Source organism: Nocardia sp. NPDC056564 (genome assembly GCF_042793755.1).
In the GTDB taxonomy this organism is placed as follows: Bacteria; Actinomycetota; Actinomycetes; order Mycobacteriales; family Mycobacteriaceae; genus Nocardia.
In genome coordinates, this window is the sequence record NZ_JBHTUR010000020.1 from 80,207 (window position 1) to 107,119 (window position 26,913).

Below are 26,913 nucleotides of genomic sequence, written 5' to 3' on the forward strand. Positions count from 1 at the left end.
CCTTTCAACAGTTTCGAGATGGATGGGTCAGGCGGCGGCGGTGCCGCCGGAGATCAGCGATTTGCCCGCGCGGCCGGCGGCGGCTTGGGCCGCGGGGGTTCCCGGCATCGGGGTCAGCGGGTGGTCAGCGACGCGCACGACGCGGACCCAGTCCGCGCGCCGGCCGCGGGCGTAAACGAATTCGCCGGTGTCGAGCTGGCGCAGCACATCCGGATCGACGAGCCACTTCTCCCCGACCGAGACCTGGCCCTCGTCGCCGTGACGCTGGCCTTTGATCAGGTGGCGGGACGGGAGCATCGAGCGCAGGGAACCGAGGTGCTTGCACAGGTCGCCCGCGTTCTCGTTGTAGCCCAGGATCAATCCGCCCGCGCACGCCTTGAGCAGCCGGTTCAGCGACCACTCATCCGGCGCCAAGCCTTCTTGGGATTGGGCGGCGAACAGCAACGCGACACCTTGGGAGCGGCTCCGCTCGCATACATCGGCCAGCCCGATCGTGCCTTTGGCCGTGGTGAGAGCCGAGAGTTCGTCGATGATCAGGGTCACCGAGCGCCGTTGTTCCCTGGCGGTGCGTCCGGCGCGCTGCATCACCATCCGCAAGATGGCCGCGACCTGGGCGCGGGCGGCGTCCTTATCCAGGCCCGGCACGGTCACATAGAGCACATCGAGGTCGTCGAGGTCTTTGCCGCCGTCGAACACGGTCTGCCCGGACTGGTCCTGCAACAGCTCGAACAGGTTGCTGGCCTTGATCAGCGCGTCGTCGAGCTGGGGGACTTTCTCCTCCTGCATCGCGTCCAGCATCCGTTTGACGTTCGCGTCCTGACCCCACGCATCCAGCAGCACCCCCTTGTCCAACCGGGCCAGGAACTCTGCCGAGGATTGCGGTGTCCCGGCCGGGGCCATGCACACCAACGACACGATGCGGCGGCGCATTTCGTCGAAGTGCTGGCCCTCGCTGGTGGTGGCTTCTCCGGCGTTGAGGAGGTCACCGACAGCGGCGCGCTGGTCACGGGCGGGGGTGTTGGCCCACATCTCGAGCCGGTCCCCGCCGGGCACTACGACCGCGATGCGGTGGGGTTCGATTCCCTTGCGCAAGGCGATGTCTCGGATCTCGCGACCGAGCTCGACATCGTCCTGGCCGCCCTTGCAGGAGATGATCACCGTCAGTGGACGCGGGTGCCGGGTGCGCATGGCGGGCACGTCTTTCCAGCGCTGCCAGGCCGTCCACTCGTAGTCGAGCATCCCGACGAAGTAGCGTTTGATTCCCTCGGTCTTGCCCGACCCTGTTGTGCCGACCCACCCGATATTGCGGCGGGCCTGCTTATGCGGGATCACCATCCACTGCTCGTGGCGTGCGGTCAGCGCCCGCCACAACCCCGGCGTCGCCGAGGTGGACCGTTTCACCAACGGTCCCAGCACAACACCGTCCGCGGTCGTGTACGGGGCACCGTGCTGCGCGGTTTTGGCGGCGCGGGCGAACTCGCGGGCCAGCATCGCCTCGCTGACGCGTTCGGTGCGGCCGAGGTTCTTCAACCCGACCGTGCGGACCTTGTGCACGAATCTCGCCCGCACATAGGTCGCGGTCACCGCCGCGAACGGCGCACCGAGCGCGAGCATCATCCGCACCCCGGACCAGTCACCGGTGGTCACTCGTTCGGCGCCGGACCACAACAGCGACAACGGCGTCGTCCACGATCCGCCGGCCGCGGCCGAGGCGGCGGGCAGCAGCAGCGAGGCGATGGCGAAGTTCCGCAGCCGGTGCGCCGAGAGCGGCCAATAGGTCGCGACCGCCACGATCAGCACCAGCATGGCCATCAACACCAGCCCGGCCGTCACCGCGGTTCCGGCATGGTGGACCGCGACGCTCAAATCCGGCAGGTCGATGCCATCGAGCTGTGTGATCGGGGGTTTGACCGGATGCACCTCGATCGGAGGTGGCGGCGCCTGATCGACGGTCACAGGTGCCGGCGGCGGGGTGGCGGCCGCGGTGCCCAGCGGGTCGCAGTCGGCCGGCGTGAGGACGGGTTTGCAGTTCTGATTGGTCATGACGCTTCCCTGGAGAAATGAGTGAGGGTGCGGCGGCGGCGATTCGAGCTGCGGGCCTTCGCGGCCTCGCGCATCGCGGCGTAGTTGGTGAGGAATTTGGCCCACTTCTTGTCGAAGTCGCGGACCAGCAGATCCAGCGCCAGAACCTCACCGAATTCGTTGTCCGGCAGCCGCTCATAGGCGGCGTTGACGTTGTCGATCACCGCCGGGGTGCGGCACAGGTACAGGACCCCGACCATCGACTCCTCGGTCGCGTCGCGGGCGGCACGGATCGCGCCCTTCAACGCGATATCCATGTGCTCGGGGTCCTTCTTCGACAGCTCGACCTCCAGGGCCCACCAGCCGTAGGTTCCTTCCACCACGCCCAGGAACCGGCCGTCGTGCACATGCGGGTAACCCAGCAGCGGGGTACGGCCCGAAGACACCAGCGGCTCAACAGGTTTGGTCTTACCGTTGGCGCCGGCGGTCTTGCCGATACGGTGCCGCAGCACCCGTTCCGGCACCCACAACGCCCGATCCGCGCCGACGAGCATCACCCGCGCTTGGGCCACGGCCCGGTAGTGCTCGGCCAACCCCAACGGCGGATGCCACTCCGCGGGCCGCCACCCCAGGTAGCGGGCCGCGGTGATCCGGGTCGGGACCACCCACTTCTCCCCGGCCTGCACCTCGGCCGGCTCATGGATCAAGCCCTGCTGGTGCAGCTGCTTGACCAGGCTCAGCACGTGGTTGCGTTCCATGCCCAGAAACCAGCCCAGCACATCGCGCTGCATCCCGTGCATGTCCGAAACAGCGGCCAGCACAGCGGTTTTCCGTGCCGTCGACTGCCGTTGCTGAGCACCGACGATGTCGTGGACCGTGCTGCGCGGCAACCCGACCCGGACGCCGATCTCGGTCAGACTCACCCCACGCCCGGCCAAGACGCCGATCTCCCCGAGTGTCGCCTCCACCCGCCGCGCCCGAATGTTCAACATCCGAGCGATCTCCTGGTAGGTGACGCCATGAGCGCGCAGGCCGGCAATGATTTGATCGGCGTACTCCAGCTCGAGACCGGCATAGCGGTGCGAGCGTGCGTCGGCCCGGGTGTGACTGCTGTTGTGGTTCATCGGTTTCGCTCCCTTCCCGGATTGCGCTGGACTGAGCGGCGGGCGGTGATGTAGGCACGCGCCTGTTCGATGACCTCGCGCATATCGGTCGCGTCGATCCCCCGGCGTTCACACGCGGCCACCGACCGCTCCCACCGCGCCAGCTGCAACGCCTCCAATTGCGCATCCGTCGGAACACGTTTCGGCACAGCCGAATCCGCGTCATACAGGTACGCCTTCAACGGGCCGCGTGATCCACCCCGCGCGCGCAGCACCTGTGCCTCGTACTCACCACCGGGCCGGCGGCCCTCGGCCTCGAGCTGGCGGCGGGTCCGCAGATGCTGCGGCGCCAGACCCCACGGCCACGTCGGCAGCCCGTGCCGCTCACCGTCCGGATCGAGAAACCTGCTCATCGCGACCGCCGGATTCCGCGGGTCCGCAATTGCGCTTGCACCTCGGCACGGAGCTCGTCGGCACCGTCCTTGCCGTAGAAGCAGTCGAGGTAGCGGTTGCGTGCCCGATCGGTCTCCTCGTGCACTGCTCTGCGTGCGGAGCGGATCTGGTCGAGCTTGGCGACCTCCGCCGTGGAGTCGGCGAAGTCCTTGCGCTCCATCGACTCCCACGCCGCCGCGTCGATATCCGACAGAACACCCTCGACCATCGACAACCGGCGGAACTCCGCCAACAAGCCGTCCCGATCGCTGTCCGGCGCGGTCATCGCGCCACCCCCGGCACCTGCGACGCCGGCACACACGAACCCGGACGCTCAACCGGCACGCCAGCATTCGCAGACCGACAGATGTTCGGTGAGGGCGTGTACTGCTTGTAATCCACCCACGCCGCAGTGCATCCGCCGATCGCGATCAGCAACAACAACCCGACCGCGGCAAGCCGCAACATCGGCGGCAACAAGCCGAGGGGTGCGTAAACCGTACCGACGCCGGTGAACTCGGGGCCGGCCATCGACTGCAGTGGGGCTTGACCGCGCCCGCGGTCGACGTACACCGTGTGCATATGCTGAGGCGGCGCGCCCCGCCAATCCGCGCTCACCGCAACCGGCCCCGATCAACCCGAGGTGCTTCGACCGGCCAACGGTCGAGCTCCGGATCCTGGCCAGATAAAGTCGGCTGTTGGGGTGAAACGACCTGCGACTCGATTCGGACAAGCTCCTGATCGATCCGCGAGATCTCCACAGCCTTCTTCGACGCGCTCAGCACCACATCAGGCGCCCAAGCGCAAGCGAAACCCATTGCGTAATCACGCTGTTCGGCTGTCAGCGACTGCCACGCAGACATCGCATCGCGCACGTACGGGTCAATACCCTCGAAAGGATCAGAAGGCAGTGGCGTATTCATCGCCGAAACCCCCGTCGGCGACTCGACAGCCACAATGCCAGCGCACCCAGCAGCATCATGGTGAATCCGACGACCGCCGGATGGGCGAACACGAGGTAGCCGATCGATACTGCTGCAAACGCCATACCGAATGTGCGGGTGCGCATCACATTTCACCGCCCGGAACCAGGATCGGGCGGACCAACATTCCCAGGTCTCTGGGGTCAACGCGAACCGATCGCGCCCCCACCTTGTAGGCCTTCAGGTCGCCTGTAGAGATGAGTCGCTCCAAGGTTCGGACGCTGAGCTTGAGCTGACCAGCGGCCTCGCGCAGAGTGATCAGCGTTTCCGGGACTGCCGCCGTAGGGTGCTTTGTCATCTGGTGTCCTTCCGTGAGCCGTCAAAGACGGAAAGTGCTTCTCACAGAGGTTCTCGCTGCGGGATGTCCGAAAGAAGGCCACATAAGAGGACATAGATAGGACATTTGATGCACCCCCCGTGCGCGACCGTCCGCATCGAGGACTATGCTGTCCGCATGTCAGCATCGGGCAACGCAGCACTTCGCGCAGCACGGCAAGCGCTCGGCTATCGCTCACAAGCGGCGCTCGCCGATGCCGTGACAGAGACGGCACGTCAGATCGGCCTACGGATCGAGGTCGCAAGTCGGACGGTCCGCAGATGGGAGTCGGCAGAGCCGCCATGGCCGCATCCCGATCACGCCGCAGCGCTTGAGACGCTGTTCAAACGTCCGATCACGGAACTCGGGTTCACGCCGCCATGGTCAGAGGACACCAACACACTTTCAGGTGCGGCTGGGCGCTCGTCCGGCTCGCGATTGTCTGTGGGGCAGCGCCTATTCAACACATCGACACCGCAGCTACCGGCATCTGTGGCGACGGACTACATGGGTATAACGGTGGCGCATCGCCATTTGTACTGGTCGGTTCCAGCTATCCGCTTGCACAAGTCAGTCGCAGAACACGCAGAACTCGGAGTTGAGCTTCTTCCTCAGGTGTCCGGACCAACGAAAGCGGTTCTAGCTAAGGCAGTTTCAGAATCAAGCCTTCTTGCTGGCCGCTTGGAGTTCTTCGACTTGCAACAGCCCGAGCTTTCGCAGCCGAGCTTTGTACTCGCGCTTCAGGCCGCCCACGAAGCAGACGATTCACTTCTCGGTGCCGCAGCCCTCGCCCATATGGCGTTTGCGCCAGCCTTTTCCGGTGATGCGTCGCGAGCCGAAGAAGCTCGTGAGCGCATTCGCGCGGCACGAGCGTTTGCCCGGAGGGGCGGCGCCAATGCAGAGATGGCCGCATGGATCGACGCCGTCGAGGCTGAAGTCGAGACTCGCTTCGGCGACACACGTCGGGCACTCAACCTGATCCACCACGCCGAAGACATCCTTGCCGGGCACGACCGCGAAGCACAGCCGTCGCCGGTATGGCTGGACTGGTTTTCGCCAGTACGGCTGGCCGGTTTCAAGGGAAATACCTTGATGGTCGCCGGGCGCGCGAGAGAAGCACGGGAAACGCTTGAGCAGGTCTTAGCGGAACTGCCTGAGGACGCTATCAAGCAGCGCTCGATCTACCTGGCCGATATTGCCGCCGCAGCCATACTAGAAAAGAATCCCGAGCAGGCGTGCAGCTATTTGGAGCAGGCACTTGATCTGCTCGGGCGCAACTGGTATGCGACCGCAATGGAGCGAATCAAGGTCGTCCGGCAGACTCTGCGACAGTGGGACTCGCTGCCGCAGGTCCGTGCCTTGGACGAACGCCTCTACGACTGGCACACGACGGTCAATTCACTCATTGGCTAGCTTGAGCCAGCATCTGTAGCCACGATGCCCGGTAGCTCGTTGAGGTCGTGGATCCTCCAATCGGAAAGGTCCGCGACCTCCGGCTTGTCGCGGTGTATCCAACCCCATGGGCCACGTTGAAGGTATGCCGTCCGCATGCCCACCTTCTTGGCCGGGGCAACATCGTTATCGATGCGATCGCCCACATAGACGATCTCCGCAGCTGGAGATCCCGCCGCCTCAATGACCTTCTCGAAGAACTCAAGCGCAGGCTTCTGGACACCCCAATCGTCGGACGTCGCGATGAAGTCCGCAGGAAGATCCAGTCCGCGTAGGAGCCCGCCGGCACGCACGGTCTGGTTGCCAACGATCCCCACCCACACGCCCATTCCGCGCAGTTTGGTGAGCGCTGGCCTCACGTCGGGGTAGAGGTCGTCCTCGCCGAACCATTCTGGCTTGCCAGCATCCGCACGCGCTTGGCGCTCGCGGTCCAGATCAAACCCGGGCTGGAACACCTGGAAGGTCTCACGGTAATCGAGGCCAGACGCGATCACCGCGCCGAAGACTGCCGCGAAGGTGTGCCGCGGCACCCCGAGCCAGTCGGCCCACGTGCCGTACTCGCGAGTCTCATCTACCAGTGTTTCCCCAACATCGAAGACGACAGCATTGATCACGATCCAACCGTACCTTCTTTGACGTCGCCCACTCCTGATGGAATGTACCCGGGACTACTTGGCTGCCTTTCCCGTCACGCCGAAGGAGAGCGAGAACTCAGATGGCTCGGAGAGATCATTTGAACGACCCGGATGCGCCGCTGGCCAACAGTTTGAAGGTTGCCGTGAGCGCGCTGGTTCGTGACCAGCGCGGCCGGGTGCTCTTGATTCGCCGGACAGACAACGGCATGTACTCGATCCCCGGTGGCGGGCAAGAGCTCGGCGAAACAGTCGCAGCGGCGATCGTTCGTGAGGTCAAGGAGGAGACCGGGATCGACGTGGTAGTAACCGCGATCCTCGGGGTGTTCTCCGACCCTCGCCATGTCATCGCTTATGACAACGGTGAAGTACGACAGGAGTTCTCGATCTGCTTCTACGCCAACCCAATCGGTGGCGAGCCTCGACCAAGCTCGGAATCAGATGTGGTCAGATGGGCTGCGCCCGAAGAGCTTTCATCCCTCGATATTCACCCGTCGATCATGTTGCGCATCGTGGAGGGCCTAAACGGACGCGTGGAGCCCTACTTTACGTAGGCGAAGCGCCTGGTAGAGGACACCAGCAGGCCAGAGCGGTCGCCGATCCACACGATCAGCCCAGCACGCCGCGCACGCTCTCCCATTGACTGTCGGCAAGGCTGGCGTAGCGCTGAGTCGTGCGCAGCGACGCGTGCCCAAGTAACTTCTGGACCTGCTGGATCGGCACGCCAGCACGAACGAGTCTGCCTGCGTACGTATGGCGCAGGTCGTGCGGCCGAACCTTTCCCAAACGGCGCTTCTCTTCGCCATCTGTTACCCAGGCCACGCGAGAAGCCGCCTGGAACCGCTTGCCGAAGTTGTCGGCATCGAAGGGGCGGCCATCTACGTGACCGAGGAGCAACCCGCTCCGGACGGAGCGCCCGGCCACGTAGCGGACTGGTGCTGGTTCGCCGAGGCCGTCGCGCTTGATCAGCCTGGCCAGGATCTTCGTAAGGGTGTCCCCGATCGGGATCACCCGCTTTTCGTGGTCTTTCGGAGGCTTCATCCGGCGGGCGGCTTTGTCCCAGGCCCATTCGATCGAGATGGTCTTCCGCTTGAGGTCGATGTGTTCCTTGTGCAGGCCTTGCGCCTCCCCCATCCTCATCCCGGTTCCAACCAATACATCGATTATCAAGCGGTCGAACTCTTCGAGCGGCTCGCGCAGCCCCGAGTACTCGTCGTCCTCGAGGAACCGTTCAGGGGACGGGCCGGCCTTCGGCAAATCGATCTCGTGGCACGGGTTGTCGGTAATCAGCTTTGCTTTCCGCGCGGCTTTCAGTGATCCGCTCAGGAGGCGATAGCACTTATCGACGCTGGTCGGCGCCATGACGCCGCGCAGCTCGGCGATCCACTCCTGAACGTCGTGCTGCTCGATTGCCTTGAGTTGGATGCTGCCCCACCGCGGACTCAGGTGCTTGCCAATACGTTGGTCGTCGATCTTCTGAGTGCCCTCTTCGACGGTCCGCAGCGCCTTCCATTTCGGCAGCCACTCGCCCCATGTCATCGCGGGAACGGGGCGAACTGGGTTCTCGCGTTGTTTGTCCTCCTCGGCTGCGGCCTTACGTCTCGCGACATCCTTGCTTGTGAAGATCCCCGCGCTTCGCTTCCTGCCGAACGCATCTCGGTACATGCCGCGGTACCGTCCGCTCGGCAGTTTTTCTGCCCATCCCATGCGTCCCTCCCCTTCGGGTGGATGGCTCTGGCCCTGACCACTCTACGTGGGGCAGCAAGACAGCGATAGTGGGGCAAAACGTGGGGCAGACAGGTGTCTGGGCATGTCATTCCGTGGCGGTTTTCGTCGGCTCGAACTTGTGATCAAACCTGCTGGCCTGCAGATATTTATTTGCCTTCAGACCCTGGTCGAAGATCCGAGTGGCAATGGTGCCCAGTACTGGTTTTACACACCAGCGGTCGGGGGTTCGAACCCCTCTGCGCCCACCGTTCCACTCGTAGGCGAGATGTGCTCATGGAGCGCATTCGCCTTGCTCGTTTCACTTGAGTCTTGTGGGGGCGCAGCCCCCAACACCCCGCCCGGCGGGCTTCGCCCCCGGACCCCCATCCCCGGCACGCAAGTCCAAAGCCGCGCCCCCGGACCCACCTCGGTGCACCAGACCCGAAGCCGCGCCCCGTGCCTTCCCTAGGCATGCCGAACCCGCGGAGCCGAACCTCGGGCGTCCCGTGACCATCGCGTCTGCCACGAATGGAACCGTGGACGTGCTCGGCGCGTCTAGAACTGATATGACCCGTATTCGCACGGCATCCGGACCGGCTGCGCCGGACACCCACCGCTCGGCTCGACCGGGGGTGCGTTGAGGTGGCGACGCTACTGTCGGCGGATATCGACGTGCTGACCAAAGCTGTTCAGGGCCTGCGCAATGCCGAAACCGTGCTCACCGACGCCATGAACGCCATGGCCAACGACGGCGGCAACCCCGATATCGGCACCACCGAACTCAACAACGCGGCCGACAGCTTCCAACGCCGCTGGCACTTCGGCATCGAGCGCATCGGTGAGTCCGCCTCCGTCACCGCCGAAGGTGTCGCCTCCTGCCTCGACGCCTATCAAAAACTCGACACCGCCTTCGCTGATCTCCTCAAACGGGCTGCCGGAACTCTCGACGGGCAAACAACGCAACAGCCGGCCTCACCTGAGGTCACCAAATGAGTGGCGAAAACCCTTACCCCAGTCTCGGCTTCAATCCCGTCCCGGGGTTGCCCGGCAACGTCGCCACCCTGCGCGGGCAGATCAATACCGCCTACGTCGCGGTCCAAGAGACGAATACCACACTCAACCGCCTGCGCGACGGCAACGGCGACGCCTGGAAAGGGGACGCGGGCAACGCCTTTCGCGCCGGCTTCGACGCCACCCTCGGCCAGGATCTCAGATACGCGCAGAGCTCGCTGGAAAAAGCAGTCGGCTTGATGGACGAGTGGTACACAGACATCGTCTCTTTCCAGGAGACGGCCAAAGGCATGGAAACCGAAGCCGCCGCAGCCATTACCGCCCAAAACCAGGCCACCACCACCCTGCGGCAGGCGCAGACCAACCCCGACCTGCAGCTGGCGAACAGGACCTTCGACGACCCGACCGCGCTGGCCAACGCCCAGACTCGCCTCAACAACGCGGTGGCACAGGTCAACTCCGCTCGGACCGCAGTCGACAACGCCGACGGTTCCCTCGCTGCCATTCGTCAACGCGCCATCGAATTGCAAACCGAGTACAACACCGTGTCCCGCCGTATTGCCACCGAGCTCGACGCCGCCGGAAAGGACTTCGCGCCCAGCCCGCCGGATAAGAGCATCTGGGACCGGATCAAGGATTTCGCGAGCAGCGTCGGCGACTGGATCGAAGAACATCGCGACATGCTGGCGACCATCTCCGCCGTAGCAGGGTTGCTCGCACTTGTTACCCCACCACCGATCAGTGCCATAGCACTGGGGGTTTCGCTGGTCGCGGGCGCTGCGGTATTGGGCTCCGACATAGCCGATCCCGAGCTCAGGAATAACCTGCTCCACGGCAACTGGCAGGAAAAACTGAGCGCCATCGGGACCTACACCGGCGACGCAGTTTCCTTGCTGCCCGGCGCCAGCGCGCTGGGGAAGGTCGGCACCGTCGCGGCGCTCGGTGACAAAGCCGCCGATGTAGGCCGGCTGGAGGGTATAGCCAATGCCTGGGTGAATGGGGCAGCCAATCCAGGCCTCATCGCCAATTCTGTCGTCAAGAATAACGTGGGAAGTATCGCCAGCAGGCTGGACGATTACGGGCTCACGAACGGAGTACACAGAATTCTGCAGAACACCGGAGCGGCCGGGATACAAACTCTGCCCAGTACCGAAACAGCATTGGGTGTACTGAGCCGGGCCGGCAGCTCACTGGGCAAGGCGGGCACCTGGGGTCTCCACAGCGTGACGGGAGACTGAGCCGACATGGACTTCAACCACTCGATCCAGGTGACAATTCCCCCCGGATATTACGAAATGCCGCTATCCGGCAACGGTTTGCTGGAGTCGACTCAGCCGCTGATCGAAGAAGCACTGCCGGAGCTCCGAGAAGACATACCCCGGGTTATCGCCACATTGAGCTTTCTGCTCTCGGTGACCGCGGCAAAGAACACCGTATATTGCGGAATGGGAATACACGCATCACCCGAAGGCACAACGTTGACCTCGTGGCTGACCATCTCCGCCCTGGGCGGGGAGCCGAGAAATCCACGACTGGTGATGCACGAACTGGCGAAAGTCAAGATGTCCGAGGAGGTTCCGTGGACTGTGGCACCCTTGGACTTCGCCGGCCGCCCGATACTTTTCTCCGAGAAGGTGCACAGCTACCCAGCGCCGGAACTCACGCACCTGCCAGACTCCAGAGCTTCGGTGCCGATCTATCAGGCGGAAATCCTCGTACCCTCCGACGACGGCTCGACCATTGCCGTCATCGAGTTCTCCACTGGCTCCACTGACGATGGCCCACGCTTTCAGGACATGCTCCTGGCGATGGTTACCACTCTCGGGTTCGTGCGCGCCGAGTTACGCACCATGTCGTCGCTCGACCTGTGACGGGTGGCCTGAATGGAGATCACCGGTAAACGACGGCGACGCTCGATACGCCGATTAGTCAAGGATGTACTCGATGCCACACTCCTCGCACCTGCCGCATAACTCCAACAGGCCGATGCCTGCACCAGGGAACCCGCGTCCCCACGCTGAGTCTCAGCAGGATCCCGAAGACGCCTTTCGCCAGAGATGGTTCGCTGCCGGGCCCGCCCCCACGCCAATTCCACACGGCGCCAATAATGATCCGCGCTACCCATCACCGCGTAGACTCCGGCGAGCGCTCGGGTTTGCGGTCGACTGGTCTATGCACGTCGGAGCCGCGGTCGCCGTGCTCGTCGCGGGCAACGGACGTATTCCATTGGTCGGCGTCTTTGCCGTATCAGCTTGGCTCACAGCGTCTTTCCTCAACCGAGTGGTCATCCAGGCGGTGTTTCACACCACCATCGGGAAAGCGCTGTTCGACCTACGTGCGATCACTCCGGACGAGGGCCGATTCCCATCGTTCGGCAGGCTGACCAAAAACTGGCTCCTGAACCTGCCGCTCCTCATTTTCGCCACACTGTCCTTCCAGGGCGACGCGGCGTGGCTCGCTGACGTAGACAACGAATTCCTTCGCGCTGTGCGCCGACGCGACATCGCGGGCAACGCGCACTGGCAAAACCCTGCCACCCCGTCCTAGGATCCAATCGTTTGGCTTAACTACGATATTCGCAAGGGTAGCGATCCAGCGGCAGCATGCAGATCGGGTGGCTCGGTATCGCTCAAAACCGCTCGCGGCGGCATCGAGGTCGGCATCGGCGAGGGCACCGCGACCTGGCTCGATGCCTATTCCGCGGCGGGGCGCGTGCACAATCAGCTCGACGCTGCCGACGAACCGAGCGGTGAAGACACCGCCAAGGTATACGCACGAACCCAGTTCGGTGACATCACCATCCGCAGGGCCTGAGCAAATTCGGCGATCCGTGCAATCGATCGAGCGCGCGAATGGCTCGATGCCGTGCAATTGATCACCACCCGGGCAGGCACCGATGGCCGGGTGATTGAAGAACCATGATCGGGGTAACGCGGCAGTCGAACGTTTGTTCTGCCGAGTGAGAGGAATGGTGATGGCGCAACCGAACCCGGAGAAAGATACCGACCAGTGGACCACCGGCGATGAGCCGATAACCGGCCCGCAGCAGTCCTACTTGCACACGCTGGCCCAAGAAGCCGGCGAGGAGGTGCCGGACGGCCTGACCAAGGCGCAGGCATCGCAACTGATCGATGAACTCCAGCAGCGCACCGGTCGCGGCGCCTGACGCGTGGAATCCCACGCCTGCCCCGGGGACGCGGAAGTGCGCGTCCCCGGGTCGATTTCGCCGCGGTGCGCGAATCGACAGCCCGCGACGCTTCGCTACGAGATCGCGCCTGGCACCCGCTGCCGCTTGCTTCGCAGCGCAGTCCGCTCCTGTCGGTACACGCCGGGAATTCCGGGGTTGTCATCGAAGTCGCGCGAAATTCGCGCACCGGGAGCGGGATCCGGGAGAGTTGTCCCCGTCAAATCTCCCCCCGCAGCATTCGCAGCAGACGGTCGAGGACGCGTCCGTTGCTGACGCGGAGACCGTCGTGCTCATGCTCGTTGGTCGCCCACAGCCGCAGGCCCTGGATCGCCTCGGCGGTTTGTAGTGAGTAGGTGGCATCGACGTACATGTCGTCGAGGTAGACGGCGGCGGCGACGGGGACCTCGTTCTCGGCCAAGCGCTGAGGGTCGTAGAGGTCGGGCCAATCCTGGCGGGCGAACAAGATTTCGGCGGGCTCGCGCAGGGGCGCGAGGTAGGGCTGGTCGAAGTGGCATCGGTAGGTCATCTCGCCGGTGAACAGCACCGGATCGTCCCCAGCCACCGCGATGCGCGCGTCGAACTGCGGAAACTCGGCGCGTACCCGCTCAGCCGCCCAGTTCGTCGCGCCGGTGTTGCGCTGGGCGTAGGTGAGTTCGTGCAGGAGCGGGTTCAGCGGCAGCTGGGCGTAGCTGAGGTGCGCCGCGGCGCGGGCGCGGAAGCTGTCGGACAGCTCCGCTCCGGCCCAGGCGTCTTCGAGCAGGTAGTGCAGCACGTCCGCGCCGTCGCGCGTGCCGAGCATGAGCCCGAGCGATTGGAAGGCCTCGACGGTGAGCAAGGATCCGTCCGGCAGCGGTGCCGGATGCTCGATCAGATGCGCGGCGACGCGGCGGACCGCGTCGGCGTCCTGCGGGTACCGGCGGTAATAGGCGGTGTTCTTGCGGTGCACGCGCGGGTAGGTGGCGCGGTAGACCTGGTCGGCGGTGACGCGCAAACCGGGAAGACCGCCGGTGATGATGGCCTCGCGCAGGCCCTCGGGCGCGAACGAGAGATAGGTGACGGTGCACATGCCGCCGAAGCTCTGGCCGAGCACCGTCCACGGTTCGTCGATCAGTTCGCGCCTGATCAGTTCGGCGTCGCGGACGATGGCGTCGGCGCGGAAATGGGTCAGGTAGTCGGCCTGGGCGGCGGGCTCGCCACGGGCCGGGAGCGTTTGCCTGGTGATCGGTGTGGAGCGGCCCGTGCCGCGCTGGTCGAGCAGCAGGACACGGTAGTCGTCGAGCGCGCGGTCCAGCCAGGAGTCCCGGCCTACCGGACGCGGCGGCAGCATGCCGGGGCCGCCTTGCAGGAACAGCAGCCAGGGCAGCCGCTCGCGCTCGCGTCCGGCGGCCACCACCGCACGGGCGTAGACCTCGATGTGCTCGCCCTCCGGCCGATCATGGTCGAGAGGCACGGCGAAGAGATGGTCGGTCAGCGTGATACCTGGCATGGAAAGCTCCTTTGCGGCAATGGATTCGAATGGGCGCGGCGTAGGTCAAGCACACCTTTACCGGGTGCGGATGCTGATGGCGTTGGCGGCGATGATCGCCGCGATACTCAGCCAGGCGATCAGGTCGAGCCGCTGCCCCAGCACGACCGAGCCGACGGCCGCGGCGAGCACCGGGTTGACGCTCATGAACAACCCGAACGCCTCGGCGGAAACGCGGCGCAGCGTGCGCAGGTCCGCGAGAAAAGGCACCGCGGACGACAGAATCCCGGCCGCGACCGCCGCACCGACCGCACCGGCGGAGGGCATGTGGTGCACCGCGACGCCGGCTCCGATGGGCAGGTAAACCAAGGCGGACAGCCCCGCCGCGGCGGCCGTGCCCTGTGCTCCTGGAATGCGTTGCCCGATGGAACGATTGAGCAGGATGTACGCGGCCCAGCAGGCGGCGGCGAGCAGAGCGAGCCCCATGCCGAGGTAATCGGCGGTGGGGCGGGGCCGCATCAGCGCGACGACTCCCGCCACGGCCAGCACCGCACAGCCCAGGTCCACGCGTCTGCGCGAGCCGGCCAGCGCGATCGTGAGCGGACCGAGGAACTCCAGAGTGACCGCGAGGCCGAGGCCGATCCGGTCGATCGCGGTATAGAGCGACACGTTCACCACGCCGAAGACGAGGGCGAGCAACAACACCGGCCCCCACTGGTGCCGCGTGAACGACCGCAGACGGGGCCGGCCGACCGCGAGCAGCACCGCCGCCGCGACGCACTGACGGACCGCGACGACGCCGACCGGGCCGAGCGCCGGGAAGGCCAGCGACCCGATCGCGGCGCCGAGCTGGGTCGACAGGCTGCTGGCGAGCATCATGCACACCCCAGCTCCAGGCACGGCGTCGCGCTTCGCGAGCAGGACGGCGCGGTCTACCGGACGAGTGGGGTCGGTTTGCACGCATTGATCCTGTGCCGCACCGAACCTTGCGCAAAATGCATGACGTACAACGACTATACGATTTGGTTATGGATGTAGAGCTGCGTCAGTTGCGCTGCCTGGTCGCGATCGTGGACGAGGGCACGTTCACCGATGCCGCGATCGCCCTCGGCGTTTCCCAGGCCGCGGTCTCCCGCACACTGGCGGCGCTCGAGCAGCGCCTCGGCGTCCGGCTGCTGCGACGGACCTCCCGCGAAACCACGCCGACCGCGATCGGACTACGCGTCGTGGCGCACGCCCGGCGCGTGCTGACCGAGGTCGACAACCTGGTCCAGGAGGCGACATCGGGCCACATCGAACTGCGCATCGGCCACGCATGGTCGGCACTCGGCCGACGCACGCTCGACTTCCAGCACCGCTGGCGCGAATCGCACCCGACAACGCAGATGCATCTGCTTCGCATCAACTCCCCGAGCGCCGGCCTGGCCGAGGGCACCGCGGACCTCGCGATCATCCGCAGGCCGCTGGCGGACCGCCGCTTCGAAGGCGCCATCGTGGGACTGGAACCACGCTGGTGCGCGCTGGCCGCGGACGATCCCCTGGGGCGGCGCCGCTCGGTGCAGCTGGCCGAACTCAGCGGCCGCGTCCTGCTCGTCGACCACCGCACCGGAACGACCGGCGCGGACTTGTGGCCCGCCGACGCGCGCCCCGCGACCCAGGAGAGCCGCGACATCGACGACTGGCTCACGGTTATCGCCACCGGCCGCTGCGTGGGCGTCACCGCGCAGTCCGTCGTCGACCAATACCCCCGGCCCGGCATCGTCTACGTGCCGGTACGCGACGCCGCACCGGTCGCCGTACAACTGGCCTGGTGGCGCGACGACCCCCACCCCGCCACCCGCGCCGTGCTCGCGCTTTTGACCGAGCTGTACCGCACGTAACCGATCGACGGCGGCCGGACCCGTCATGGTCCCGCCTTCGATCACGACCGAACACCGGACATACCACGCGGTTTGTAGGATTGCCCGAGCTGTGCGAGAAAGAGAGGCCGATGGACCCCGCGGCGCTGAGTTTCACCATGCTGGGCCGGGTCACGGTCCGCCACGGCGAACTCACGATGCCCTTGGCACGCCCACGCACCCAAGCGGTGCTGACGGCGTTGCTGTTCGCTGCCGGTGGACCGCTGTCGGCGGCGCAACTGGTTGACGCGGTGTGGGGAGAAGAGCTTCCTGGCGATGCCGTTGCCTCGCTGCGTTCGCACGTGCGCCTGCTGCGTCAACTCATCGAGCCCGACCGTGCTCCACGCACGCGGTCTTCGGTTCTCGTGTCGGTGGGCGATGGCTACGAACTGCGTGTTTCTCGCGCGGCGATCGATGTCCGGCAGGCCGAGGAGCTGGCCGGCTCGGCCGAGAATGCCCGAGCAGCAGGCGATTTCAGGCACGCGCGGGATCTTCTCGGCCGGGCGCTGGGGTTGTGGCGCGGCGAGGCTCTCGCCGGTGTGCCCGGCCCGGCGGCCGCCGGTCAGCGGCGGCGGTTGTCGGAGCTGCGCACGGCCCTGCTGGAGGCCCGGCTGGACGTGGACCTGCGGCTGGGACGTCACGATCAGGTGATCGGCGAATTGGCCGCGGTCAGTGCCGAATTCCCGCTGCGCGAGCGCCTTCGAGGGCTGTGGATGGCCGCGCTGTATCACTGCGGGCGGCGCAGCGAGGCGCTGGCGGTCTACGCCGACACCCGCCGATTGCTCATCGACGAGCTCGGCATCGAACCCGGTCCCGAACTGGCCGAGCTGCATCAGCGCATCCTCGACGACGACCCTGGGATGAGCAGAATCGAATCTTCTCCACCAGCACACGAGATACCCTCCGACGCCGCCGCGAGCGTGCGGCCGGCCCAGTTGCCCAGAGACGTCGCCGACTTCACCGGCCGCGAAGCGGTAGTTCGCGAGCTGTGCGAGACGCTCGTCCGCACCGAGGTCGCCGCTCCCATCGCGATCGTCATCGGCATGGGCGGGGTCGGAAAGACCACCCTCGCAACACATGTCGCGCACGCGGTCCAGCACCGCTTCCCGCACGGACAGCTCTACGCGGACCTGCGTGGCATGGACGAACGGCCGGCGGACCCGGCGGCAGTGCTCGGCACGTTCCTGCGCACCCTGGGGGTGCTCGACGGTGACCTGCCGCCCACGGGTCCCGAGCGGGCCGGGCTGCTGCGCAGCCTGCTCGCCGATCGGCGGATATTGATGGTGCTCGACAACGCCGGCGGGCTGGACCAGGTCACGCCCCTGCTGCCGGGCGGCGGTGGCTGCGCCGTGCTCATCACCAGCCGCGCGGTCCTGCCGGTGGCCGACGCGACGATCCGGCGGCTGGATGTGCTGCCCGCTGCCGAAGCGCGAAACCTGTTGGGGCGCATCATCGGTGCGCGGCGGATGGCGGCCGAACCCGAGGCGGCCCAGGCGGTCGTCACCGCGTGCGGCAGGCTGCCGCTGGCGATCCGGGTGATCGGCGCTCGGCTGGCCGCGCGCCCGCACTGGAGTATCGCCACGGTCGCGGAGCGCCTGGCCGACGAGCAGCGGCGGCTACCGGAGTTGCGGTGCGGCGATCTGGCCGTGGATGCCAGCTTCGCCTTCGGCTACCGGCAGCTGGATCCGGCGACCGCGCGGGCGTTCGTGCGATTGGCCGTCCCCGCGCTGCCGGACCTGTCGCTCGCGGCGGCGGCCGCGATCCTCGGGGTCGCCCCCGCCGCCGCGATGGATGTGTGCGAGTCCCTGGTCGATCTCGGTCTGCTGCAATCAATCACCGCCGACCGCTACGGCTACCACGATCTGCTGCGGCTGTTCGCACGCACGGTGGAGACGCGAACCGATCGGGAACAAGTACTCTCCCGGCTGCTCGACTACTACCTTGCGACTGCGAAAACAATTGTCCGGCAACGCTATCCGAGGCACCGCCTCGACTATGTCCCGGCCACCGAACACGACGGCGAGCCGATCCGCTCGGCGGAGCAGGCGCAAGCCTGGCTCGATACCGAGCGTGCGGGCCTGATCGCCCTGCACCGCCAGATCGCCGCCGACCACCCGGACTTGGTGCCGTCGAGCGTAGACGTGGCGATGCTGATCAGCGAGACCATCGACACCTCGGCCCAGTCCGGCGAATTGGCGCACGCACTGCGGCAACTCCTCACCGTCGCCGAACAACGCCACGACCCGGACACCGAGATCCGGGCACGCCTGGCGCTGGGCCTGGTGCTCGCCCTGGATCTGGGCCGAGGCGCCGAAGCCGCCACCGTGCTCGAGCCGGCCGGCGATCTGCTCCGGCCGACCGGGAACCGCTTGCTGCTGGGCTTCGCCGAACATCTGCTCGGCGCCGCCGCGTGGAGTACCGGCCGGGACGAGGACGCGATCGTGCACATGGCCGCGGCGGTCGAGCTCTTCCGCGAGCTGGGCGACCCGTCGTGGGAGGGCTGGGCGTGCGCCACCCTCGCCGATCGGTACGGCGATGCCGCGCAATGGGACCGCGTCGTCGAAACCGCCGAGCGCGCACTGCGATTGGCCGCGGAACTCGGCGGCGCGGCCTTCGATTCGCTGGCGCTGTGCCAACTCGGGCGGGTCGCGCTGATCCGGGACCGCGATCAGGAACGGGCGATGTCGCTGTGCATGGAGGGAGTGCGTGCGGCACGGGTCCACGGACGGCGGCTGCACCTTGGCTGGGCGCTGTTCCGGCTGGCACAGATCAGCCTGCATGACCGTCGGTTCGAGGTGGCCGCGGCAGCCGCGGCCGAGGCCGCCGAGGTGCTGGCCGAGGCCGCCGATCCGATCCGGCGCGGCCAGGCCATGCAGTTCCAGGCGGCCGCACTCGCGGGCCAGGGGCTAGCGGACGAGGCGCGCGACGTACGCGACCGGCTCAGCGAGTTCTACACGCGAATCGGCCTGACGCCCCCGCCGTCGGACTCGGTCGCGGACTCCATCGCGTTGGCGACCGCCGGAGACCAGCGGAACTAGCCGGTCCACCAGGGCGTTCATGCTCGGCTCATCGGGCGCTCGAGCGCGCTGCCGAAGATTTCCACGGCGATCCGCCCGGCGCCCCTTTCGGGAGCCGAATCTTTTACAGCGCATGCGCATTCGTGTGCCCTACGCCAGGAGCGAACTTGCAGTACCGACTCGGAAAGATCGACGAAGGATTCCTGCCGAAACAGTTCACGGTCTGTTATGTGACCGTGTGCGAGGGCGAGATCGACAGCACGTTGCTACAGCTCGCCTTCGAACTGACCGCCCGGCGATACCCGATGCTCACCGGAACCATCGAACTCGCGAACGGGGAATGCCTGCTGCACATTCCGGACGACGGCGCGGGCACCGCGGTGACCGAGACCAGCCACGGCACCCTGTCCGACTGGCTACGCAATGGAGCGACACCGCTGGATCCCGCACGGGAGCTGGCGAAGCTGGAGATCGTGCGGGCCGGGCGGACCGCGGCGGTCGGCCTCCGGGTGTGCCACGCCATCAACGACGCCCACCTGGGATTCGCGCTGCTCGCGGACTTCTGGCGGACCGCCTCGGCACTCAGCACTGGCGCGGCACTGCTCGATCCGACGCCGATCTACCCGCGCAGCCTCGAGGATCTCCTCGCCGACCGCGGGCTCACACTGCCCGAACCGTCCCTGCCCGATCCGGGGCCGGTATACAGCTTCGCCGGCCCGCAGACACTCGACGGCTCCGGGCGCCGCCTCGCTCCCGCCGAACGGATCACGTTGTCCGAGAACGAAACCCGTCGACTGATTCAGCACGCGCGCGCACTCGGCACGACCGTGCACGCGCTGCTCAGCGCCGCGATCGTCCGGGCCGAGCGGGCGACGATCACCGAAACACCTGCCGAAACCGAGCTGCCGATGCTCATCGGTCACGCCGTGGACCTGCGGCCGCATCTGCGACCGCCCGCACGGCCCGCTGACGCGACCAACGCCCTCGGCTTCGCGCCGACCGTGACCGTCTGCACGACCGACTCCGATCTGCACATCCTGGGCAAGGAGATCAAGGCGCAGATCGTGCACGGCATCGCCAGCGGTACCGCACTCGCGACCATGTACGCGGCCGCCCAGGTCATGCAGGGCGATGCGCGGGAAATCGCCGTGAACACCATCACCAACTGGGGCGTGGTGCCCGCCTTGGCATCCCCGAAAGGCATGCGCATCACCGATTTCCGCGGATTCGCCACCTCCGATCCGGTGCCGGAGCTGAGCTACTTCGTCTACACCTTCCACGGCAGGCTGAACATCGAATTCGCCTACTCCGAACAGCACCATCGGCCCGAGCGGGTCGCCGGGCTGCGGAACATCGTGGCCGCGAACCTGAAACAGGTTGTCCCGGAACCCCAACCGGCGCTCGCCTAGCGTTACCCTCCCCTACCAGGTGCGTTGATCGCCCGTTCATCGCGAGCAATTCGGCGATGAACGGCGGTCCCTACCGTCCGAACCATGACGAATCAGACGCCTCCGCCCTTCGCCGCCCTGCACGAGCCTTGGGGTTGGATCAAATCGCTCGCTGTGCTGCTGGGCGTGGCGGTGCTCGCGGTGCTGCTCGCGATCGGCGACCTCGTCCGCGGCCGGCCGATGAGCCGAGCAACCGACGGCACACATGACGCGTGAGTCGGCACTATCCCCGTGCCGACCCGGACGCGACTCGGCCGCCGAGACCGCCTTATTGATCCGCCGTCGAACCACCGCGCCGAGGTTGCTCGAAATGATCTCGTGGCTTCGACGGTTCCGGCCAGGCCACGACAGGGCTCACCGGCGCTCGGTGGCCCCGAACAGGTCGATCGTGGCGGTTTCGAGCAACGGCAGCAGGGTCGGCAAATGCGCGGAGCCGCGGGTTTGCAGGCAGTGGCGGACGCGGTCGTCGATGCCGCCGATGATGAAGTCGAAGGTCTCGTCGGGGCGGGCGGGGAGCGCGGGTTGTTGCTGACGAGCGAGGTGGTGGGCTCGGCGCATGCGGTCGGCGAGGATCGCTTGGACCTGGGCTCGTTGTTCGGCGAGCTCGCGGCCGGCGACGAGGGTTTCGACGTGTAGTGCCTGCGCGATGTCGGGGTTGTCGGCGAGCGCGGTCAGATACAGCTCGAGCGAGTCGTGCACCAGCGTGCGCCAGTGCCGGGTGTCCAGCGCCGCCGCGCGCGTGCGGAGTTCGCTGTCGAGGGTGGCGACGAAGTAGTCGCAGGCGGCGCGGAAGCAGTCCTGTTTGTTGGTGAAGAACTCGTAGAAGGTGCGCCGGGAGACGCCCGCGGCGGCGACGATCGCGGCGACCGTGGTGCCGTGGTAGCCGTGGGCCGCGATCTGCTCGAACGCGGCACGGTGCAGTCGTTGGATCTGCGAGGTGACCACGGTGTCGCGCGCGAGTTTGTGCCGCCCAGGAGGTAGCCGGGTGGCCGAACCAGCGTTGCGCGCACTCATCGAAGGCAGCGTATCCGAGATCGAGCGGGCGACCATGGCGTGCGGTATCCGTTATTGCGTGCCGAGGTAATGAGAGATACAGTCCTCCACTGTTTAGGTACGACAGTGTTTCCGTTGCGTTCGACCCGCGACGCGGTTCGGCTGAGCCGACGGCTCTGGACAAAGGTTGCCGATGGCTGACTGCCCCCTACTGACTTCCAATACGATCACGCTGCGCCAGTTCGATTACTTCGTCAGCGCGGTACAACTGGGCTCGCTGTCAGCCGCGGCCAGGCGGTTCGGCATAACCCCGTCGGCGATGTCGCAACAGATCGACGCGCTGGAGTCCACCCTCGGCCAGAAGGTGTTCGACCCCCGCTCCCGCCGGTCGAGGCTGACCAAGTTCGGGCGGGAGTTCTATGTTCAGGCCGCCATTGTGGTCGAGTCCGCCCAGCAAGCGATCGCCATGGGCCAAACCTTCGGCGAGGGCATGATGACCGTCGGCACCACCCCGACCATCGCCCACAAGCTGCTGCCGCCGCTCATCTACCGCCTGCGCCACCAGCACCATATGGACAACGTCGAGGTCCGGGCGTTCAACGACCTCCGCGAGCTCAGCGCGGCGCTGGCCGAGGGCGCACTCGATCTCGCCGTCGGCCCGCTCGAGCAGTCCAGCTCGCGGGTCACGCACCACTTGGGCACGGAGGAGTTGGTCGTCGTCTGCCATCCCGGCCAGCGCGGCGGCTTCGACGGCTCGTGGAAACAACTGGTCGAGGCGCCCTGGATCCGGTGCGGCGCGAACTCCGATCTCACCGACATCGTCGCGCGCGAGGCAGGCCGGGCGGGCGGGCACGCCCGGTTCGCCGTCCGCGCACCCGACGTGCCCACCGCGTTGAATCTCGTCGAGCACGGCGTCGGCGTCGCGCTGGTCCCGAAGATGGCGTTGCACGGATCGGCCAGGCTGCTGTCCATCATTCGACTCGCCCGCCCGATTCGCCGCGAATTGACCGTGCACGCGCGCGACAAGTCCGTCCAGGTCGAGAAGTTCCTCGAGGTCGTCACCGGCTCGGACCTCATCCGAAAGTTCGCGGCCTCGGGCCTGCTGGAGCTCCGGCGCCCCGAACCTTGAGCACCGCGTTCCGTCTGCGCGCGAGCAATAGCCGCAGCGAGATCAGCTACCACTACGCTGGCCCAGCCAGAATAGTTCGTGCGGGGGTGCGGAATTCGGGAAGCCTCGACCGCACCGGATACCGGGAAGGGTGATCTCGTGACATCGGAGCGTCCGACCGACGAGCAACTACGGCAATGGCTGTACGACGCCGAATACGACTGGGATGCCGAGGTTTCGGACCGCCCGTTGCCGTCGAACACCTTCCCCGTCTACTACGACGACAGATACCAGGAGACCCTGGCGGGGCTGTTCCGGGAGCTGCTGGAGCATCGCCGGAAGGCGCACCGCGACCAGCTCGTCGAGCAGGCCGTGCACCACCCCGACCCCTCCGCGGCCGGTCGTGCCGCCGTCGAACTACAGAACCTGGTCGCAGACGCACATGATCAGCGCTGAACCCAGCCGGCCGCAGACCTCGGTGTTTGCTGCCGGGGCCGGGATTTGCTGACCGCGCTCCCCCGCTACGGCCGAGCTCGTCCGCGAAGCACACGGTCGCTCCCCTCGGCACCGCACCTCCTGGTCAGTGGTCTGCTTCGGTCGGGAACTGCTGGCGCAGCTTGAACTTCTGCAGTTTGCCGGTGGCCGTGCGCGCGAGTTCGGTGCGGAATTCGATGCGCTTGGGGCACTTGTAGCCGGCCAGGTGCGCGCGGCAGTGGGTGATCAGCTCGTCCGCGGTGACCGGTCGCGCGGTGACGATCAGGGCGGTGACCAGTTCGCCCCACTTCTCGTCGGGGATGCCGATGACCGCGGCCTCGCGGACCGCCTCGTGCAGCAGCAGCGCGTCTTCGACCTCGATGGAGGACACGTTCTCACCGCCGGTGATGATCACGTCCTTCTTGCGGTCGGTGATCGTGAGGTAGCCGTCGGTGAAGGTCCCGCCGTCCCCGGTGTGGAACCAGTTGCCTGCCTGGGTTTCCGCGGTGGCCTGTGGGTTGTCCCAGTAGCCGAGCAGGTTGTGGTTGGACTGGGCCAGGATCTCCCCCGCCGGATCGATCCGCACCCGCACACCGAGCGCGGGCGCGCCGGCACGCCCGAGCAGGCGCGCCTGCCGGCTCGGCGGCAACTCGTCCCATTCGGCGCGCATCCGCGACATCGTCAGCAGCGGAGCGGTTTCGGTGAGGCCGTAGATCTGGATGAACTCCCAGCCGAGGTCGCCGCGCACCTGTTCGATGACGCGCGTAGGCGGCGGCGCGCCGGCGACGATGGCGCGCACGCGATCTCGCCCCGGAATCGGCCCATCCCACTCGCGGGCCGCGTCCAGCACCGCGGTGATCACCGCCGGCGCCGCGCACAGATAGGTGACGCCGTGCCGGTCGATGCGGCGCAGGATCTCGGTGCCGTCGATCTGGCGGATGACGACCTGTTCGACGCCCATCGCGGTGGCGGCGAAGGGTTGTCCCCAGCCGTTGGCGTGGAACATCGGCAGGGTGTGCAGATACACGTCCCGGTCGTTGACGCCGGATTGCCAGCCGAACACGGTGGCGTTGAGCCAGAGGTTGCGATGGGTCAGCTGCACCCCTTTGGGCCGAGCGGTGGTGCCCGAGGTGTAGTTGATCGTCGCCGTCACCGACTCGTCGGACTCGGCCCATTCCCGGGGTTGCCCTGCGCCGGACCAGATCCGGTCGTCGTCTTCGCCGAAGACGAACTTGGTCCGGCAGTCGATCCGGTCGACCACATCCTTCAGCGCGGGATCGACCAGCAGCACCTCGGCACCGGAATGTTCGACGATGTAAGCGATTTCATCGGTGCCCAAGCGAAAGTTGATCGGCACCAGCACCCGTCCCCAGCCGCTGACGCCGAAGAAGCAACTCAGCAGGCGCGCGGAGTTCTGCGAGACCACCGCGACCCGGGCGCCCACGGGCACGCCGAGCTGGTCGAGACCGGCGGCCTGGGCTCGCGCGCGGTCGTTCAGCTGGGCATAGGTGAGCTCGCCCCAGGAGGTGGCGGGTTGATCCGGCTCGTCGACGATCGCCACGCGCTCCGGATAAACGGTGACCGCGCGATCGAGAAAGTCGTTGACGGTGAGGGGAAACTGCATGCCGATCCTCTGGACGGTGTGGGCGGAAACAGGATTCGAGGCTTCCAGTGTGACCGGTCGGCCGGATGCTGCCGCGCGACGGTGACGGCCGCGTGTCGGCGCGAGCCAGTGCGCCATTACGCGGACTCGAACTGGCGCAGGGGATTACCGTAGGCGGGTTGTCGCGATTTCAAGCTGATGAGGGGTACAGCAGGTGGAGTCTCCACACAGATCCCGGCGAATCATCGTGGTCGGCGCGGGCTTGGCCGGTACCGCCACGGCCATACGGCTGCTGCGGTTCGCCACCGAGCCGGTGGAGATCGTCTTGCTCGAACGCCGGCCGGAACACAGACACGCCGGGGTCGCCTATTACCCGGCGGGAAATCCGTGGAGCCATGTCTTCAATATCCAAGCGGGCCGGATGTCGGCTTTCCGCGAGGACGTCGACGACTTCCTGAATTGGGCCAACGAACAGGCCGATCGATCCACGTGGTCTGCGGAATGGCGAGATATCACGTTCGGTGAATCGGATCCGGCTCCACGCCGGCTATACGCCGACTACCTCACGCGACGGCTGACCGAAGCCGCCGACGAGGCTTGCGCCGGCGTAGTCCTGCGCGCGGCGGACGGTGAGATGGTCGACCTGGTGCCGTGCGCCGCGGGCGTCACCACCGTCATCGAAAACCTGTCCTGGCCGGGAGAAGAACCCGGACACGGAGCGGCAACCCTCGACGCCGACCACGTAATTCTCGCGACCGGACCCGAATTGCGGCACCCGCGCTTCGCGGCGGCCGTGCTCGACCACCCGTCCTACATTCGACTGCCGTATACCGGCGAAGCGGTGGAGCGGATCCGGACATTATCGCCGAGCGCTGTCGTCGCGATCATCGGCACAATGCTCAGCGCCTACGATTTCGCCGCACTCCTGCTCCGGCAACGGCACGCAGGCCCGATCTACATGATTTCGCCGTCGAGCCTGACTCCGAGCACTTATCCGGCCGACCACCGCCACGGCGTTCTGGATATCCCGGCGCCCAGTATCGATGTCGAGCGTGGCAGCGCCACGCTCGCCGGGCAACTCGAAGCGGAGTGGCTCCGCGCCTGCCTTTTCGTTGCCGGCCAGCATCCCGAGGTGCATCCCGCGGTGATTTCCGAACGCATCGCGAAGGCCTGGGAAGCGTATCTACCTGAGTTGATCCAGAACGTTTCCGCCGAAGACTTGCAGGCCCTGTTGGCAAAGTTCGGAAGCCGTATCGCCACGCTGCGGGTCAGCGCGATGTCGTATACCACCGCCCTCGTGGATTCCGCTTACCGCGAGAGCGGCCAGGTCCAGGTGATCACCGGGCGGGTGACGGACGTGCGTCCGCTGGCGCACGACCGATTGGCACTGGCCCTGTCCGGCGGCGGGTCCCCCCGGACCGTGGAAGCAGACCTGGTCATCTCCAATTTCGGACGCGAGTTCGACTACACCGAGGTGGCTTCGCCGCTGTGGCAACAGCTTCTGGTCAGCGGCTTGGCCGTGCCGCACGGTAAGACCCGAAGAGGAGTAGAGGTCGACGAATTCGGCACTTTGCTCACGGCCGACGGTCGCAGATCCGGAGCGATCTCCGCCGTGGGAGCTCCGCGGGAAGGCGACGAAATAGTTCGGCACGGACGTCTCGGCGCCTTCGGTTTCAATCTGGCGACCATCAAGAACCATTCCGTTTCGGTCGCCGCACATGTACTGCGCAACCTCGAATCACGATATGACAGCAGCGAACCACCTACCGACGGCGCACCAACCCCGGCCCTGGAAAACGAATGGGCACAACTGGTTTCGCTGGAAATCCAGCGCCTGGCCGCCCGCGAGCGCCCCCGCCGCGCCGAGTACCGGGAACAATTGGATCTGAAGCTCCGCACAGCTCTGGGACAGTTCGATATCCGCACCTGGTTGACGGCCATAAATCGAGCAGCCGTAGATCGCCTGACCGAGGTATCCGTGACACCGAGAGAACTGCGCACTCAGCTCCAACTCGACCAGCAGCCCACAACCTCGAATCGGACACTACAGTGACGAAGACCG

27 protein-coding genes and 1 tRNA gene are annotated in these 26,913 nt (G+C 66.4%); 15 read left to right on the top strand and 13 right to left on the bottom strand.

Annotated elements, in window-relative coordinates:
* Positions 1 to 27: 27 nt before the first annotated feature.
* The 7 genes from ACFQ9K_RS35875 to ACFQ9K_RS35905 form a co-directional block, all read right to left on the bottom strand.
* Positions 28 to 2,043, bottom strand: coding sequence for a hypothetical protein (locus ACFQ9K_RS35875; protein ID WP_378716389.1), 2,016 nt, complete (start codon positions 2,041 to 2,043; stop codon positions 28 to 30).
* Positions 2,040 to 3,146, bottom strand: coding sequence for a hypothetical protein (locus ACFQ9K_RS35880; protein WP_378716387.1), 1,107 nt, complete (start codon positions 3,144 to 3,146; stop codon positions 2,040 to 2,042). Before ACFQ9K_RS35880 ends, ACFQ9K_RS35875 begins: the two co-directional genes overlap by 4 nt.
* Entirely contained in the window at positions 3,143 to 3,538 is a 396-nt protein-coding gene (locus tag ACFQ9K_RS35885; RefSeq protein WP_378716385.1) for an RRQRL motif-containing zinc-binding protein, read from the bottom strand. Before ACFQ9K_RS35885 ends, ACFQ9K_RS35880 begins: the two co-directional genes overlap by 4 nt.
* Positions 3,535 to 3,843, bottom strand: a complete 309-nt coding sequence (locus ACFQ9K_RS35890) for a hypothetical protein (protein ID WP_378716383.1) — start codon at positions 3,841 to 3,843, stop codon at positions 3,535 to 3,537. Before ACFQ9K_RS35890 ends, ACFQ9K_RS35885 begins: the two co-directional genes overlap by 4 nt.
* The gene (locus ACFQ9K_RS35895; RefSeq protein ID WP_378716381.1) at positions 3,840 to 4,088 is read right to left on the bottom strand and encodes a hypothetical protein; all 249 of its coding nucleotides are present in this window, start codon (positions 4,086 to 4,088) and stop codon (positions 3,840 to 3,842) included. The genes ACFQ9K_RS35890 and ACFQ9K_RS35895 overlap by 4 nt, the downstream gene beginning before the upstream one ends.
* 83 nt (positions 4,089 to 4,171) lie before the next feature.
* Positions 4,172 to 4,480, bottom strand: a complete 309-nt coding sequence (locus ACFQ9K_RS35900; protein ID WP_378716379.1) for a hypothetical protein — start codon at positions 4,478 to 4,480, stop codon at positions 4,172 to 4,174.
* Between the two features lie 145 nt (positions 4,481 to 4,625).
* Positions 4,626 to 4,838 (bottom strand): helix-turn-helix transcriptional regulator, encoded by a 213-nt coding sequence (locus tag ACFQ9K_RS35905; protein WP_378716376.1) that lies wholly within the window; start codon positions 4,836 to 4,838, stop codon positions 4,626 to 4,628.
* Between the two features lie 156 nt (positions 4,839 to 4,994).
* Here ACFQ9K_RS35905 and ACFQ9K_RS35910 point away from each other — a divergent pair, with 156 nt between their 5' ends.
* Complete coding sequence (locus ACFQ9K_RS35910) at positions 4,995 to 6,269, top strand: XRE family transcriptional regulator (RefSeq protein WP_378716374.1); 1,275 nt, start codon at positions 4,995 to 4,997, stop codon at positions 6,267 to 6,269.
* Here ACFQ9K_RS35910 and ACFQ9K_RS35915 read toward each other — a convergent pair.
* Entirely contained in the window at positions 6,266 to 6,922 is a 657-nt protein-coding gene (locus tag ACFQ9K_RS35915) for an HAD family hydrolase (protein WP_378716371.1), read from the bottom strand. The genes ACFQ9K_RS35910 and ACFQ9K_RS35915 overlap by 4 nt on opposite strands.
* 101 nt (positions 6,923 to 7,023) lie before the next feature.
* On the opposite strand from ACFQ9K_RS35915, the gene ACFQ9K_RS35920 reads away from it, so the two are divergent.
* A complete protein-coding gene (locus ACFQ9K_RS35920; RefSeq protein ID WP_378716368.1) occupies positions 7,024 to 7,494 on the top strand; it encodes an NUDIX hydrolase in 471 nt (156 codons plus the stop codon).
* A gap of 55 nt (positions 7,495 to 7,549) precedes the next feature.
* Here the strand turns inward: ACFQ9K_RS35920 and ACFQ9K_RS35925 are convergent, their stop codons facing one another.
* Positions 7,550 to 8,647 (bottom strand): tyrosine-type recombinase/integrase, encoded by a 1,098-nt coding sequence (locus ACFQ9K_RS35925; protein ID WP_378716367.1) that lies wholly within the window; start codon positions 8,645 to 8,647, stop codon positions 7,550 to 7,552.
* A 200-nt stretch (positions 8,648 to 8,847) separates the two neighbouring features.
* Between ACFQ9K_RS35925 and ACFQ9K_RS35930 the strand changes: the two genes are divergently transcribed.
* The 6 genes from ACFQ9K_RS35930 (at position 8,848) to ACFQ9K_RS35955 (ending at position 12,824) form a co-directional block, all read left to right on the top strand.
* Positions 8,848 to 8,913 (top strand) — tRNA-Val (locus ACFQ9K_RS35930).
* Between the two features lie 376 nt (positions 8,914 to 9,289).
* A complete protein-coding gene (locus tag ACFQ9K_RS35935; RefSeq protein ID WP_378716364.1) occupies positions 9,290 to 9,640 on the top strand; it encodes a hypothetical protein in 351 nt (116 codons plus the stop codon).
* Entirely contained in the window at positions 9,637 to 10,896 is a 1,260-nt protein-coding gene (locus ACFQ9K_RS35940) for a hypothetical protein (protein WP_378716362.1), read from the top strand. Before ACFQ9K_RS35935 ends, ACFQ9K_RS35940 begins: the two co-directional genes overlap by 4 nt.
* A 6-nt stretch (positions 10,897 to 10,902) precedes the next feature.
* Complete coding sequence (locus tag ACFQ9K_RS35945; protein WP_378716359.1) at positions 10,903 to 11,529, top strand: hypothetical protein; 627 nt, start codon at positions 10,903 to 10,905, stop codon at positions 11,527 to 11,529.
* A 301-nt stretch (positions 11,530 to 11,830) separates the two neighbouring features.
* A complete protein-coding gene (locus ACFQ9K_RS35950; RefSeq protein WP_378716357.1) occupies positions 11,831 to 12,205 on the top strand; it encodes an RDD family protein in 375 nt (124 codons plus the stop codon).
* Positions 12,206 to 12,632: 427 nt separating this feature from the next.
* Positions 12,633 to 12,824, top strand: a complete 192-nt coding sequence (locus tag ACFQ9K_RS35955; RefSeq protein WP_378716354.1) for a DUF3072 domain-containing protein — start codon at positions 12,633 to 12,635, stop codon at positions 12,822 to 12,824.
* A gap of 238 nt (positions 12,825 to 13,062) precedes the next feature.
* Here ACFQ9K_RS35955 and ACFQ9K_RS35960 read toward each other — a convergent pair whose 3' ends face one another.
* Positions 13,063 to 14,331, bottom strand: a complete 1,269-nt coding sequence (locus tag ACFQ9K_RS35960; RefSeq protein ID WP_378716352.1) for an alpha/beta fold hydrolase — start codon at positions 14,329 to 14,331, stop codon at positions 13,063 to 13,065.
* A 57-nt stretch (positions 14,332 to 14,388) separates the two neighbouring features.
* The gene (locus tag ACFQ9K_RS35965) at positions 14,389 to 15,270 is read right to left on the bottom strand and encodes a DMT family transporter (protein ID WP_378716349.1); all 882 of its coding nucleotides are present in this window, start codon (positions 15,268 to 15,270) and stop codon (positions 14,389 to 14,391) included.
* A gap of 68 nt (positions 15,271 to 15,338) precedes the next feature.
* Between ACFQ9K_RS35965 and ACFQ9K_RS35970 the strand changes: the two genes are divergently transcribed.
* From ACFQ9K_RS35970 to ACFQ9K_RS35985, 4 genes are all read left to right on the top strand, one after another.
* Complete coding sequence (locus tag ACFQ9K_RS35970; protein ID WP_378716347.1) at positions 15,339 to 16,190, top strand: LysR family transcriptional regulator; 852 nt, start codon at positions 15,339 to 15,341, stop codon at positions 16,188 to 16,190.
* A 110-nt stretch (positions 16,191 to 16,300) separates the two neighbouring features.
* Positions 16,301 to 19,246 (top strand): BTAD domain-containing putative transcriptional regulator, encoded by a 2,946-nt coding sequence (locus ACFQ9K_RS35975; protein WP_378716344.1) that lies wholly within the window; start codon positions 16,301 to 16,303, stop codon positions 19,244 to 19,246.
* Positions 19,247 to 19,392: 146 nt separating this feature from the next.
* Positions 19,393 to 20,634, top strand: coding sequence for a hypothetical protein (locus ACFQ9K_RS35980; protein ID WP_378716341.1), 1,242 nt, complete (start codon positions 19,393 to 19,395; stop codon positions 20,632 to 20,634).
* Between the two features lie 84 nt (positions 20,635 to 20,718).
* Complete coding sequence (locus ACFQ9K_RS35985) at positions 20,719 to 20,889, top strand: hypothetical protein (protein ID WP_378716339.1); 171 nt, start codon at positions 20,719 to 20,721, stop codon at positions 20,887 to 20,889.
* Between the two features lie 138 nt (positions 20,890 to 21,027).
* Here the strand turns inward: ACFQ9K_RS35985 and ACFQ9K_RS35990 are convergent, their stop codons facing one another.
* A complete protein-coding gene (locus tag ACFQ9K_RS35990) occupies positions 21,028 to 21,687 on the bottom strand; it encodes a TetR/AcrR family transcriptional regulator (RefSeq protein WP_378716336.1) in 660 nt (219 codons plus the stop codon).
* A 172-nt stretch (positions 21,688 to 21,859) separates the two neighbouring features.
* Here ACFQ9K_RS35990 and ACFQ9K_RS35995 point away from each other — a divergent pair, with 172 nt between their 5' ends.
* Both ACFQ9K_RS35995 and ACFQ9K_RS36000 read left to right on the top strand, forming a co-directional pair.
* The gene (locus ACFQ9K_RS35995) at positions 21,860 to 22,795 is read left to right on the top strand and encodes a LysR family transcriptional regulator (RefSeq protein WP_378716334.1); all 936 of its coding nucleotides are present in this window, start codon (positions 21,860 to 21,862) and stop codon (positions 22,793 to 22,795) included.
* 138 nt (positions 22,796 to 22,933) lie between these two features.
* Positions 22,934 to 23,230 carry a hypothetical protein gene (locus tag ACFQ9K_RS36000; protein ID WP_378716331.1) on the top strand — a complete coding sequence of 99 codons (297 nt, stop codon included), beginning with the start codon at positions 22,934 to 22,936 and terminating at the stop codon, positions 23,228 to 23,230.
* A gap of 124 nt (positions 23,231 to 23,354) precedes the next feature.
* Here ACFQ9K_RS36000 and ACFQ9K_RS36005 read toward each other — a convergent pair whose 3' ends face one another.
* Positions 23,355 to 24,872 (bottom strand): AMP-binding protein, encoded by a 1,518-nt coding sequence (locus ACFQ9K_RS36005; RefSeq protein WP_378716329.1) that lies wholly within the window; start codon positions 24,870 to 24,872, stop codon positions 23,355 to 23,357.
* Positions 24,873 to 25,098: 226 nt separating this feature from the next.
* Between ACFQ9K_RS36005 and ACFQ9K_RS36010 the strand changes: the two genes are divergently transcribed.
* On the top strand, positions 25,099 to 26,904 hold the full coding sequence (locus ACFQ9K_RS36010; protein WP_378984187.1) for an FAD/NAD(P)-binding protein: 1,806 nt from the start codon (positions 25,099 to 25,101) through the stop codon (positions 26,902 to 26,904).
* Positions 26,905 to 26,913 lie beyond the last annotated feature (9 nt).